Annotated in this window: 13 protein-coding genes, 7 tRNA genes and 1 pseudogene; 4 read left to right on the top strand and 17 right to left on the bottom strand. The window is 39.9% G+C overall.

All coding sequences use genetic code 11. The features are described from left to right. Positions 1 to 7: 7 nt before the first annotated feature. The 5 genes from C6Y06_RS14925 to C6Y06_RS14905 all read right to left on the bottom strand — a co-directional run bounded on the left by C6Y06_RS14925 (position 8) and on the right by C6Y06_RS14905 (position 4,561). Positions 8 to 769 (bottom strand): SDR family NAD(P)-dependent oxidoreductase, encoded by a 762-nt coding sequence (locus C6Y06_RS14925; protein WP_060595609.1) that lies wholly within the window; start codon positions 767 to 769, stop codon positions 8 to 10. 104 nt (positions 770 to 873) lie between these two features. Next, the gene (locus tag C6Y06_RS14920; protein ID WP_060595608.1) at positions 874 to 1,239 is read right to left on the bottom strand and encodes an MmcQ/YjbR family DNA-binding protein; all 366 of its coding nucleotides are present in this window, start codon (positions 1,237 to 1,239) and stop codon (positions 874 to 876) included. Between the two features lie 143 nt (positions 1,240 to 1,382). Beyond that, positions 1,383 to 2,276 carry an alpha/beta hydrolase gene (locus tag C6Y06_RS14915; protein WP_106037135.1) on the bottom strand — a complete coding sequence of 298 codons (894 nt, stop codon included), beginning with the start codon at positions 2,274 to 2,276 and terminating at the stop codon, positions 1,383 to 1,385. A gap of 194 nt (positions 2,277 to 2,470) precedes the next feature. Next, a complete protein-coding gene (locus C6Y06_RS14910; protein ID WP_034666046.1) occupies positions 2,471 to 3,910 on the bottom strand; it encodes a DHA2 family efflux MFS transporter permease subunit in 1,440 nt (479 codons plus the stop codon). A 72-nt stretch (positions 3,911 to 3,982) separates the two neighbouring features. Then, on the bottom strand, positions 3,983 to 4,561 hold the full coding sequence (locus tag C6Y06_RS14905; protein WP_034666049.1) for a TetR/AcrR family transcriptional regulator: 579 nt from the start codon (positions 4,559 to 4,561) through the stop codon (positions 3,983 to 3,985). 357 nt (positions 4,562 to 4,918) lie between these two features. On the opposite strand from C6Y06_RS14905, the gene bglS reads away from it, so the two are divergent. Then, on the top strand, positions 4,919 to 5,650 hold the full coding sequence (bglS, locus tag C6Y06_RS14900) for a beta-glucanase (RefSeq protein ID WP_060595606.1): 732 nt from the start codon (positions 4,919 to 4,921) through the stop codon (positions 5,648 to 5,650). A 42-nt stretch (positions 5,651 to 5,692) separates the two neighbouring features. On the opposite strand, the gene C6Y06_RS14895 is transcribed toward bglS, so the two are convergent. Further along, positions 5,693 to 6,094 carry a MerR family transcriptional regulator gene (locus C6Y06_RS14895; protein ID WP_106037134.1) on the bottom strand — a complete coding sequence of 134 codons (402 nt, stop codon included), beginning with the start codon at positions 6,092 to 6,094 and terminating at the stop codon, positions 5,693 to 5,695. A 205-nt stretch (positions 6,095 to 6,299) separates the two neighbouring features. On the opposite strand from C6Y06_RS14895, the gene C6Y06_RS14890 reads away from it, so the two are divergent. Continuing rightward, a complete protein-coding gene (locus C6Y06_RS14890; protein ID WP_106037133.1) occupies positions 6,300 to 7,349 on the top strand; it encodes an NAD(P)-dependent alcohol dehydrogenase in 1,050 nt (349 codons plus the stop codon). A 272-nt stretch (positions 7,350 to 7,621) separates the two neighbouring features. Continuing rightward, positions 7,622 to 8,083, top strand: coding sequence for a CarD family transcriptional regulator (locus C6Y06_RS14885; RefSeq protein WP_106037132.1), 462 nt, complete (start codon positions 7,622 to 7,624; stop codon positions 8,081 to 8,083). Between the two features lie 287 nt (positions 8,084 to 8,370). Here C6Y06_RS14885 and C6Y06_RS14880 read toward each other — a convergent pair whose 3' ends face one another. The 4 genes and pseudogenes from C6Y06_RS14880 to C6Y06_RS14865 form a co-directional block, all read right to left on the bottom strand. Beyond that, positions 8,371 to 8,574: a cold-shock protein gene (locus C6Y06_RS14880; protein ID WP_003214229.1), complete on the bottom strand. Its 204-nt coding sequence runs from the start codon at positions 8,572 to 8,574 to the stop codon at positions 8,371 to 8,373. 370 nt (positions 8,575 to 8,944) lie between these two features. Beyond that, entirely contained in the window at positions 8,945 to 9,451 is a 507-nt protein-coding gene (locus tag C6Y06_RS14875; protein ID WP_066031278.1) for a GrpB family protein, read from the bottom strand. Between the two features lie 220 nt (positions 9,452 to 9,671). Beyond that, positions 9,672 to 9,800, bottom strand: a pseudogene (locus C6Y06_RS20345) (alpha/beta fold hydrolase); the annotation flags it as partial. Positions 9,801 to 9,822: 22 nt separating this feature from the next. Continuing rightward, positions 9,823 to 10,161: a winged helix-turn-helix transcriptional regulator gene (locus tag C6Y06_RS14865; RefSeq protein WP_066031279.1), complete on the bottom strand. Its 339-nt coding sequence runs from the start codon at positions 10,159 to 10,161 to the stop codon at positions 9,823 to 9,825. Between the two features lie 177 nt (positions 10,162 to 10,338). On the opposite strand from C6Y06_RS14865, the gene C6Y06_RS14860 reads away from it, so the two are divergent. After that, the gene (locus C6Y06_RS14860; protein ID WP_106037131.1) at positions 10,339 to 11,313 is read left to right on the top strand and encodes an NAD(P)-dependent alcohol dehydrogenase; all 975 of its coding nucleotides are present in this window, start codon (positions 10,339 to 10,341) and stop codon (positions 11,311 to 11,313) included. Positions 11,314 to 11,714: 401 nt separating this feature from the next. On the opposite strand, the gene C6Y06_RS14855 is transcribed toward C6Y06_RS14860, so the two are convergent. The 7 genes from C6Y06_RS14855 to C6Y06_RS14825 all read right to left on the bottom strand — a co-directional run bounded on the left by C6Y06_RS14855 (position 11,715) and on the right by C6Y06_RS14825 (position 12,389). Beyond that, positions 11,715 to 11,798: transfer RNA gene (locus tag C6Y06_RS14855), tRNA-Leu, on the bottom strand. A gap of 48 nt (positions 11,799 to 11,846) precedes the next feature. Continuing rightward, positions 11,847 to 11,929, bottom strand: a tRNA-Leu gene (locus C6Y06_RS14850). Between the two features lie 7 nt (positions 11,930 to 11,936). Continuing rightward, a tRNA-Lys gene (locus C6Y06_RS14845) sits at positions 11,937 to 12,012 on the bottom strand. A gap of 31 nt (positions 12,013 to 12,043) precedes the next feature. Then, positions 12,044 to 12,118, bottom strand: a tRNA-Gln gene (locus C6Y06_RS14840). A gap of 20 nt (positions 12,119 to 12,138) precedes the next feature. After that, positions 12,139 to 12,210, bottom strand: a tRNA-Glu gene (locus C6Y06_RS14835). 9 nt (positions 12,211 to 12,219) lie between these two features. After that, positions 12,220 to 12,310, bottom strand: a tRNA-Ser gene (locus C6Y06_RS14830). Between the two features lie 4 nt (positions 12,311 to 12,314). Beyond that, positions 12,315 to 12,389, bottom strand: a tRNA-Asn gene (locus tag C6Y06_RS14825). Between the last annotated feature and the right edge of the window lie 9 nt (positions 12,390 to 12,398).

Genomic DNA, 12,398 nt, shown 5'->3' with positions numbered 1-12,398 from the left:
GTCATTTCTATTTCATACTTGGACCAGCATGTGTAAAAATCGGGTCTTTCAATTCAAAGTCGAATGTCTTGCCGTCAACAATACCGACTGTTTTTTCATGATCATAAAGCTCGAGCAGACAAGCTGCCATTTCTTTTGATGTATGATATTTCTTGATATTGCCTTCATATTCAAATTGGTCTACATCTAATGAACGCTTTGCAAATTCTGATTCTGTCGCGGAAGGCGCTAATACTTTTGCCTGTAAGTTAGCTCCTTTTTCTTTCAACTCTAGTGCCAGTCCTTCTGTAAAGGCACTCACGTAAAACTTCGTGGCTGAATAGGTGACGGCATTGCCGACGACTGTATAGCCCGCTCTTGAAGAAATGTTGATCAGCTGAGCCCCTTCTACTTGCTCATAATCACGAACAAATAAAGTGGATAAAATCGTTAAGGCTTCGATATTCAGATGAAGCATATCCCCAATTTTACTTACATCCTGTTCTCCTATTGAACCGAAATGGCCAAACCCTGCATTATTAATGAAGGTGTCAAGCTCATATTCAGCCAACGATTCATAAAATGAATACACTTGCTCCATGTCGGTTAAATCGACAGACTGTATGTTTACTTTGATCTCGGGATATTGATCAAGAATCTCTTTCTTCAGTTCTTGGAGTTTCTCGAGCCGGCGTGCAGCTAAAATAAGGTTTTTGCCTCGTGCTGCAAAGGCTAGCGCCGCCTCATACCCAATACCTGAACTTGCTCCTGTAATGACTGTATAGCTCAATTATATCCCCCTATTAACGTCTTCTAACTGGTTAAATTATAACGACAGCACTTCGCTCTAGTCAATTTTGAAGAGAATCACACGGTTTATTAACTTGTCTCACTTCATTCATCATGTTGGAGGATGTCATGTTGAGATTTTTTTGTTAATTTGTGAAAAACCAATTGGTAGGAATGTTCGATTAACTCCTCTACAAATGAAGATGGAATGTCCGCATCAAGGTAAATCGAATTCCAATGAGTCTTATTCATATAATAGCCCGGAATAATCCCCTCATGCGCCTCTCTTAGTTCTTCAGCTCGTTGAGGGTCACATTTTAAAGTGATGACAGGTTTTCGATTCGCATCTCCGCCCATCATAGCAAACATCTTTCCACCAATATGATAACGATCTGCATGCCATTCTGGCTGATAATCATGGGTTACTCCTTTTAAAGAAAGACAAAATGCCTGTAGTTTCTCTTTTTCCATTAGATTCGCTCCTTTTTTAAGTCCTCTTCTATTCTTTCTATTATATCGACAATGAAGGCAGATATCTGATCTTTTTCATTCACTTAACAACAATAAAAGCACAGACCCGCTGGGTTCTGTGCTTTTACATCACTGTTCTTATCTTATTCAAATGCCTTCTTCAATTGATCACTCATCAGATGCCAAGCCTCTTCAGCTATTGCTAAATCTCCGGCATGCGTGAAGGCGTGAGGGACTCCTTTAAACTGTCTGTACGTGACATCTACCCCTGCTTCTTTTAACTTCTCCGCATATTGTTCGGCTTCTTGAGCTAGCGAATCTCTTTCAGCTGTGATAACGAGAGCTGGTGGCATTTGTGCCAAGGATGAACGATCGGCAAAGATCGGAGAAACGAGCGGATTGTGCGGATCTTGGCCTTGCAGATAGAAGGCATTAAAGAGTCTCGCCATTTCAACTGGGATCGCTTCTTCAAACGCTGGTTTTTGTGCTGGATCAGTGGCTAAATCAAGCGGCGGATAATCAAGCACTTGATAGACAATCGGGAGTTTGTTCCCTTTTTGAATATTTAAGAGACAAGCAGCCGTTGCCAAGTTTCCTCCTGCGCTATGTCCGCCAATGGCTATTGCTTTGGGATCTATTTGAAGCTCATCAGGGTGTTCATACAGCCACTTCAGCACATCGTAGCATTCATGAAGAGCGGCCGGGAAAGGGTGCTCTGGGGCAAGCTGATACTCCACATTGACGACGATACATTGCGCTCGGTCTGCAATGACCGGACACCAGTGGTTATCCATTTCAGCACTGCCTAGGATAAATCCTCCGCCATGTAAATTCACAAAAACAGGAAGCGGCTGCTTTGATGTGTTGACCGGCTTAAATACCCATACCTTTGTTTCGCCAGCACTTGTTGGAATGTCATATTCCATTTTGTTTACTTCAGGAGGATGGACTGGTTTTAGTTCCGATTGACTCGGTAATGAACCTTCAGCTGGTTGACGTAATGACGCAGCGATTTTGATTTGTTCTTCTAAGTTCATGATCTCAGTCTCCTATCTTATTCATTTCTTCTAACTCATTCGTTCCTTTTTCCTCTTTTCCTTCTACTGAATCAGCAGCACATTCTCATTGGTTCACTTTTTATCTATCTCCCCATTTTCGCTCTCTTTGAAACAAGCATTGGGCAAATCAAAAAAGCACTGCGGCGCTAGGTCCTCAGTGCTTTTCATCTATTTTATGAAACTTGCTGTTCTACTTTCACTCGTTTAATGAAGAAAGCGATGATCAAACCAATGACGGTCATGATCACAGCAAAGATAAATGCATGCTGGACGCCATTTGTAAAGGCGAGCAGCTGGTTCATCGGATTTGCGGGATCAGCCACATTTTCCATAAAGCTGCGGGTCCCTGATGAAAGGATCGAAATACCGACCGCAGTACCAATAGCTCCTGACACCTGCTGCAATGTATTCATAATCGCTGTACCATGCGGATATAGCTCTGGCGGCAGCTGATTTAATCCATTTGTTTGTGCAGGCATCATGATCATCGCGATTCCGACCATTAACGTAATATGAAGGGTCACAATGTATCCAATCGATGTATTCACACTTAAATTCGTGAAGCCAAACATCGTCGCTGCGACAATGACAAGCCCTGGAATCACAAGCCATTTTGGTCCAAACTTATCAAATAGCCCACCCATGATTGGAGATAGCAGACCGTTGATAATTCCACCAGGCAATAGCATTAAACCTGCTGTAAATGTCGTTAGTGCCAAGGATGTTTGCAGATACAATGGCAAAATCATCATAGCAGACAGCATCACCATCATACACACTAAGATCAGCAGTAACCCAATGACAAACATCGGATATTTAAACGGACTTAAGTTCAACATCGGTTCCTTCATATTCAACTGTCTGAGAGAGAATACAAGAATCCCAATGACACCTACTACAATTGCAACGATAACATGCATACTGCTCCAGCCGCCGCCTTCACCGGCACTGCTAAAGCCATACACAATTCCTCCGAAACCAATGGTTGAAAGCACAATCGATAAAATGTCGATTTTTGGTCTTGTTGGCTCCGTAATATTTTGCATAAAGATAAAACCAAAGACGAGTGCAGCTATTAATAACGGAAGTGAAATCCAGAAAATCCAATGCCAAGTCAGCGATTTCAAAATAAGACCAGAGACTGTTGGACCAACAGCTGGTGCAAACATGATCACAAGACCTATAATCCCCATTGATCTGCCTCGTTTATGAGGCGGGATGATCACCAAAATCGTATTGAACATCAATGGAAGAAGCAATGCTGTACCGACTGCCTGTACGACACGTGCCACCATTAAAATACTAAAGACTGGCGCAACCGCCGCAATAAATGTTCCAATGATCGAAAAGATGAGCGACGTAATGAAAAGCTGTCTTGTTGTAAACCATTGAAGAATGAGTCCTGAAATTGGTACGAGAATACCAAGTGTTAATAAATATCCTGTTGTCAGCCACTGAGCTGTCGTTGCTTCAATACCAAAGTCTAACGTTAAGCTTCTCAGCGCCATATTTAGTGCCGTTTCACTGAACAGGCCAATAAAACCAGCTGTGATAAATGAGATAATAATGGGCAGCGTTCGAATATGAGAAGCTGCTGCTTGCTGTTTGTTCATAGTAGGTTGGCTCCTTTTCTTTTTCAATTTAGATCAATCATAGGAAGTCAGGCTGGTCAGAAATGAGCCACTTCAATGTCTATTGAAAACAGATAAAATCTGTTTCTCTGCAGCGAATTGAGCGATTTTTTCGATTGAATAACCAGATTCACAAATATAAAACATCAGTTCAGGCGTCATCGGAGAGGACATACATAATGTCGTCAGCTCAATATCCTGTATGTTCGCTTCCCCTTTTTCTTCTGCTTCCTCCAGCAAATCACGAATGATTTGTTTAAGCGATTGACTGTAATGACAATCATACACTTTACTTGTCTGCTCTAAATTTCCAGAGATTGTAAGCATCCGAATCCAGTCTAAATGATGACCGACGATGAGATGAATTTCTTCGAGCACATAACGCAAACGTTCACGAACCGGCTGGTCACTGATTTTGCTCAAGTAAAGATGCAAAGCAGGGATCAGCTGTTCAAATCTTTCTCCAAGGATAGAAAGGCACAAATCACTTTTATTGGCATAGCGGCGGTAAAGAGTGCCCTGCCCAACACCAGCCGTTTTGGCAATTTTATGCATGCTGACATTTTCCACGCCAAATTCCTGAAACAAAGAAAAAGCGACCTCTTCAATTTCCTTTCCAATATCCTTTTCCATGATGCCTCACCTTCTTTACCTTCATCCATATTGCACTTATCTCTATGTGTTAAATCTCATCTCTTTTGATTCTCATTAGGACAATTGTCCCGATATTATCTTACGGACAACTGTCCGCTTTGTCAATCATTCTTTATTAAATGGCATGAAAAGATCAAAAACTCAATTTTAACGAATGAGTTTTTGATGATCTTTTGCTGTTTATACCATTTTCTTTAGTAACTTCCTATGAAATAAGAGAAGAATCTAGCAAAAAATCCTCTTTAATATCATATATTAGACCGATTTTCCATTTTGAGAGAATCATGTATGATCAATTAAGAAAACGCTTTCAAAAAGGGAGAGGGGAATGCCTACATGTCTTACCGTTTGAAACGAATGTTGATGCTGCTTGTCACTGGATTAGTCTTGAGTTTGTCCACATTTACTGCGGGTGCCTCGGCACAAACAGGCGGGTCGTTTTACGAGCCTTTTAACAACTATAATACGGGGTTATGGCAAAAAGCCGATGGGTACTCGAATGGAAACATGTTTAACTGTACGTGGCGTGCAAATAATGTCTCCATGACGTCATTAGGTGAAATGCGATTATCGCTCACAAGTCCCTCCTATAATAAGTTTGACTGCGGAGAAAACCGCTCCACTCAAACATATGGCTACGGTCTATATGAAGTCAGCATGAAACCAGCCAAAAATGTCGGGATCGTGTCTTCGTTCTTTACTTATACGGGACCGACTGATGGTACGCCTTGGGATGAAATTGACATCGAATTTCTTGGAAAAGATACGACAAAGGTTCAGTTTAATTACTATACCAATGGTGTAGGAAATCATGAAAAGATCGTCAACCTTGGTTTTGATGCAGCAAACTCTTACCACACGTATGCATTTGACTGGCAGCCTAACTCGATTAAATGGTATGTAGATGGACAATTAAAACATACTGCCACTACTCAAATCCCTCAAACTCCAGGAAAGATTATGATGAACCTCTGGAATGGTGCAGGTGTCGATGAATGGCTCGGCTCCTATAACGGTGTTACACCGCTCCACGCACATTATAACTGGGTGCGTTACACAAAAAGATAACCACATCACAAAACCTGTGAAAAGTCACAGGTTTTTCTTCATTTAAATTGAGCTGGTTTTTAGTTGATGAACCAGCTTTTGTTCATAGCTGTGGATAATATCTTCATAACTTTCTATCTTGTAATCTAACCGCTTAATCGTCTCTTCGATTTCCTTTTGTTTTTCTACAAGTCTTTCTCTCTCATTGACCAAAATACTTTTCCGCGAGGACAGGGTACGATCCTCGCCCTCGATAAATAAAGCCGTATATTCTCGAAGTGCATCAATTGAGAGACCGGCATTTCTCATACATCTGATAAATTCAATCCATTGAATATCCTCTTCAGCATAATCACGAACTCCGTTTCCATCACGCCGGATCGGTCGAATTAAACCAATATTCTCGTAGTATCTGAGCGTAGCAGTAGATAAATCGAGCTGCTTTGCGGCTTGTGCTATTTTCATTGTTTTCACCCTTCTCTTCTTCTCTTACCTTATGAAATTCCTTATTCTCATCATCTCCAATTTGATAGAGAACGCAAGATGCTTTTGGCTCAATTCTTTATTTAAGGATGTTGAAAAGCTTGAAGAGGGTTCTCTATTGACTTAGAGTTCACTTTAAGACGTACAGTATAGAAGTAAAGAATCTTACTTGAAAGGATGATCAAGAATGTGTCAGACGCACCACTCAAACGTTTTAAGTGTTTCACATGCAAAAGCGAGCTTTGAACGGACAACCATTGAACGAAGAGCGCTTCGTCCACATGATATTTTAATCGATATTCAATTTAGCGGGATCTGTCATTCAGATATCCACAGTGCCTTTGATGAATGGGGCGGCGGTATTTTCCCAATGGTTCCGGGTCATGAGATTACTGGAGTCGTTGCCGCTGTTGGTGATGATGTGACGAAATTTCAGATCGGAGACCGTGTAGGTGTTGGCTGCTTTGTTGATTCCTGCGGCACCTGTGAATATTGCCAAAATGGAGACGAGCAATATTGCACGAAAGGGGTCGTCCAAACTTATAATAACCTCGATTATAACGGGGAACCGACTTACGGCGGCTATAGTCAGAAGATTGTCGTGACAGAGCGCTTTGTCGTCAGCATTCCAGATCAACTATCCCTTGATGCCGCAAGTCCTCTTCTCTGCGCTGGAATCACAACTTATTCACCGTTAAAGCACTGGAAAGCAGGGCCAGGTAAAAAAGTTGCCATCGTCGGGATGGGCGGACTCGGTCATGTGGCCATTCAATTCGCCCGTGCACTTGGCGCTGAAGTCACGGTATTGAGCCGCTCTTTGAATAAAAAAGAAGAGGCGCTGTCATTTGGTGCAAAGGATTATTTTGCTACAAGTGATCCTCATACCTTTCAGACACTAGCCGGTCAGTATGACCTCATTCTCAACACAGTCTCTGCCAATATCAATATAGACGCCTATTTGTCCCTACTTCGTGTGGATGGAACCTTGGTGAACGTCGGTGCACCACCTGAGCCAGATCAATTCCACGTCTTTTCATTGATTACTGGCCGTCGCAGCATTGCCGGTTCACTCGTTGGAGGCATACAAGAAACACAAGAAATGCTCGATTTTGCAGCTGCTCACAATATCGCACCACAAATTGAAGTGATCAACGCAAGTCAAGTTGATGAAGCGTATGAACGTGTGCTGAAAAGTGATGTGCGTTATCGGTTTGTCATTGATATTTCGACATTATGATCGGATTCTATTTTGAAAGACTAGCTCAATGGCTGGTCTTTTTTAATGGTGGATATCCTGTTTTTCTTATAGCGAGGATTCTAGAGGATATGTTCAAAAATCATGGATAATAAAAAAACAATCACACCCAAAATTTCTTCAAAATAATCTCTCTTTTTTAGAACTAAATTTATTGACAAAAAATAAATAAACATGTTATTATTAAAAATTTGATTATTTCGGATCGATTTGTGGTACCCTTATAGTAGGTACTTAATATGGAGGTGGATGATATGTTTCAAATTGGTGATAACATTGTGTATCCAATGCATGGAGCAGGTATAATTGAAGCCATAGAAGAAAAAGAATTTTCTGATGAAAAACAACAGTATTATGTGATTAATATGTCAATCAGTCATATGAAAGTGATGATTCCAACACGGAAAATGTCGGGTTCACGTATTAGACCTGTTACAGATATACTGGCATTAAACAGTGTGATACACATTTTCCAGCATGGCAAATCAGATCAAATACTGACATGGAAAGAACGTCATACAATTAATACAAACAAAATAAAAACGGGTAACATCCAAGACGGTGCTGAAGTTGTACGTGACCTGATGCGTATGAAGAAAGAGAAAGCACTAAATGCAAGTGAAAAGAAAATGCTAGATGATGCCCATGAATTTTTGCTAAGTGAATTAGAAGTCATCAAAGGGATTACAGAAAAGCAAATAAAAAGTTTCTGTTAAGAACTCTGCCACTCTTTTGGGCACCCCTCACCATTTTTGATTACATGTTCTCTAAGAACCTATCCACCCTTCAACTTATGAAAGAAAAAAGAATTTATTTAGGCAAATTCCGCATATTGTAAATCCAATATGCTATACTGTTGATAAACCTTTGAAGCATGAATTTTTTTACGATTACCTTGTAACATCTCCCTACTTGTACGCTGAGTAGGGTTTTTTATTGAAGAAATAAATGAAAACACAAAAAAACAGGCTCTCTACAGAGAACCTGTTTTTAAAAATGAAGATTAAGCAGTTTTTTGAACGTTAGCAGCTTGAGCTCCACGAGAACCTTGCTCTACGTCAAATGTTACTTTTTGACCTTCGTCTAAAGATTTGAATCCGTCACCTTGGATAGCTGAGAAATGTACGAATACATCGTCGCCTTCTTCACGTTCGATAAATCCAAAACCTTTTTCTGCGTTAAACCATTTTACTGTACCTTGTTCCATGTTTGTTGCCTCCTAGTGCGTTTACCACACAATGTATTATACTATCCTTGCCCAAAGTATCCTCAAGACGAAAAGTCTTTCTTCATGCTATCCTTTACGCCGAACAAAAATAATTATTCTTATTGTAACATGAATCGGAAATAATTGCAATTTAGGATTTAAAAGAGCACCAAACGTGCTATAGTGACACAAATAAGACAGGGGGTTTAATGATGAAACGAATAAACAAATTTCATATCCCTCACCCTTGTTAATTTAGCTATGTTAAAGAATAATGTTGATTTTGGTTAAAAAGAAGAAGCTCCCCTTTGTAGCGAGTCCACTTGTGCATAAAATCAGTTAGTTTGATCACCAAAAGAGAGAATCTTTTCTAAATTCTCTCTAAAATCGACTGAACAAAGTCAGTTTTCCCCTCTGCATATTTGTGTTTTTCATTTTTATTTAAAATTGATAGGTTCAGTTTGAGCTGCTCGTATTCACTTCTTACTAGTTCGTTACTTCTTAAATAATCCCTGAAATTTAACTGTTCGAGTAAATACCTATTGCCTGTTTGATACATATGGATTTGGTGTGTACGTGGTTCTCCTTTGTTGAAATAGTGTCTTTCAGGTAAAACATTGGTTCCTTTATATGAATAACCTAGCCCTTCCAAAGCTGTTACGCACTGTTCTCCGTCAAGAAAATCATCTATTTCAATTGCAATATCAATAATTGGCTTCGCACTTAAACCCTTTACTGCTGTACTTCCAATATGGTGGACATTCACTGTGTACTGACCGATAACCTCTACTATTCGTTTCTTTTCCATTTCAAATTCTTTGACCCATTCAACAGACCAAGGAACTAAAAAAACCTCCCCTCTTGGTAATCCAAGCATTTACTCAACCCGCCTTATGATTGTTTAGTTAGACTTTTTTAACATAGGTCAAATCGGTAGAAAACATATAAATCTTACTAATAGTTGAAGCATTTCGATGGATAGCAAAAAAAACCTTTCAAACGGTATGGGGATGATTGGACTGCATTATATAAAAATATTATTCTCAAACAAAAACGTCCACTTACTTAAGATGAGTGGACAGTCATTTAGAGAAAAACTACTTAACATTTTCCGCCTCAAGTCTGTTTAACCAGTTATGGACTAATGAGTTAAATACATCGGGTTGTTCAATTTGCAGGTTGTGGCCAGCCATATCAAGCACTGCAAAAGTTACCCTTGGATAATCTAGTTTTCTTTTTATATTCATTTTATTTTGATTTTGATTTTTCTAATTGGTTTTCGCCCCATAAAAGAAGTTGTTCAAATATAGGGATCAGCTCTAGTCCTGCCCCAGTCAATGAATATTCTACTCTTGATGGAACTTCATTATACTGAACTCGTTGAACAATTCCGTTTTCAATCAGATCCTTTAATGATTGATTGAGCATTGTTCCTGTAATTCCATACACTTTACGCTTTAACTCATTATATCGAATATCATTGTAACTACATAGTACAGCTAAGATTTTTAAATTCCATTTTCCCGCTAATATATTTAAGGCATAACTTGCTGGAGCTATCGCTTTATTTAGCTCACTTTCAGTCATATTTTATCCACTCCTTAGTCAGTTTTTCCTTACTTAGTCAGTTTATATTGAGTACTTGTTAAATCAATTCCATTTATTATAATCAAATATGTAAACCATGTCACCCATGTATTAGAGAGCTAAATTGATTTTAAAACCCTTCAAGTTCATACTTTTTCTAGGAAATGGAGTGAGTAAATGAAAAATGAAAAGATGCGTGCTGCACAATATACTAAATATGGATCACCGAATGTTCTTTTTGAAGATTCTATATCAAAACCTGTTATAGAAACTGGAGAAGTACTCATTCGTGTACATGGGTCGAGTGTAAACTCTATGGATACGCTATTTCGATCAGGCAAGATGAAACTATTAACGGGTAATCAATTCCCTAAAGGAACAGGGGCAGACTTTTCTGGTGAGGTTGTTGAGGTAGGATCGAACGTAAAAAATTATCAATTAGGTGATAGAGTGTGGGGAGTTCTTCCTATGAAATTAAGGAGCCAAATTGGTAGTGCCGCTGAATATGTAGCTATATCACCTGAGAAAATATCTAAAATTCCTACAAAGGTTGATCTCTTACAAGCTGCGGCATTGCCTGGCGTAGGTGCTACTGCAATTATTGCTTTAAAATATAAAACTAAACTTAGAAAAGGCGAAAAGTTACTTGTACGTGGTGCAAGTGGAGGAGTCGGAAGCATTGCGATTCAAATTGGCAAAATGTTGGGTGCTCATGTAACTGCTCTTGCAAACGAAAAACATCTTACTTTTCTTCAAGAGCTAGGTGCAGACGAAGTATTTGATTATAAAAAAACATCTCCTACTGATCTTAAAAAGTTTGATGTAGTCATGGACACAGTGGGAACTGACCTCAAACATTATAGGCGCTTGCTTGCAAAGAACGGTAGAATGGTTACTATTGGATTTCCTAGTTTTTCGTCCTTAATATATATATTAGCTTCAACTACTTTCGGTTCTCGTAGAGTTCGCACATTCAGTGCAAATCCCAAAAATGAACTTCTAAAAGAATTAGCATCTTATGTAGATTCCAACAAGGTCAGACCAGTTATTGATAGCATTTATTTTTTATCTGATGTTGCCAAAGCTCATCATTCCTTAGAAGCTGGAGGTGGACGAGGAAAACGCATCATAAATTTACTTGATAAAAAATAAGCCATCATTTCAGGATAAAATGGCCGCTAGTTTCTTGTAAAATGCGTGCCCCATTTGCGGCGTTATCAGGCTTGGCTTTAGATGCATTGAGATCAACTCAATTTGCTGATGCATTCAGGACTTTAGCCGCTAAAATATAGATCGTCTTTTCACCAGTACCAAGACTAGCTATTGGAGGTACATATAAGTTTGTTTCCAAATTAATCAGAGACTATAACTCTTTCAGTAGGATATACTAGATCTAAATCCTATGACATAGCGTTTGATTATGCTAAAAGATATTATGAAAAAAACCGTTACTACTTTACTAGCAATATTCGTAAGCAAGTCTTCTCCCATAGCTGTATTTTCTGCACAAAAAAATAATACCAAAGGTGGTTAAACCCTTGGTATTATTGGGATGCGGCCGAGAGGACTTGAACCTCCACGGGTTATTCACCCACTAGGCCCTCAACCTAGCGCGTCTGCCATTCCGCCACGACCGCGTGTATGATGTGCTCATATATTCATAAGTGCACTGTTTGAAAAAACAATGCGGGTGAAGGGACTTGAACCCCCACGTCATAAAGACACTAGATCCTAAGTCTAGCGCGTCTGCCAATTCCGCCACACCCGCGTGACAATGGTGAGCCATGAAGGACTCGAACCTTCGACCCTCTGATTAAAAGTCAGATGCTCTACCAACTGAGCTAATGGCTCATCTGCTATGCAGAAAAACATATATAAAAAATGGCTGGGCTAGCTGGATTCGAACCAACGCATGACGGAGTCAAAGTCCGTTGCCTTACCGCTTGGCTATAGCCCAACGAATCAAAAAACAAAACATGACCCGTACGGGATTCGAACCCGTGTTACCGCCGTGAAAGGGCGGTGTCTTAACCGCTTGACCAACGGGCCATACAATAATGGCGGAGAAGGAGGGATTTGAACCCTCGCGCCGCTTACGCGACCTACACCCTTAGCAGGGGCGCCTCTTCAGCCACTTGAGTACTTCTCCATTATGGCTCCGCAGGTAGGACTCGAACCTACGACCGATCGGTTAACAGCCGATAGCTCTACCACTGAGCTACTGCGGAATAATAAGA

This window comes from Bacillus sp. MZGC1, assembly GCF_002998605.1.
Classification (GTDB): domain Bacteria; phylum Bacillota; class Bacilli; order Bacillales; family Bacillaceae; genus Bacillus.
This window is presented reverse-complemented; position numbering and strand designations above follow the sequence as displayed.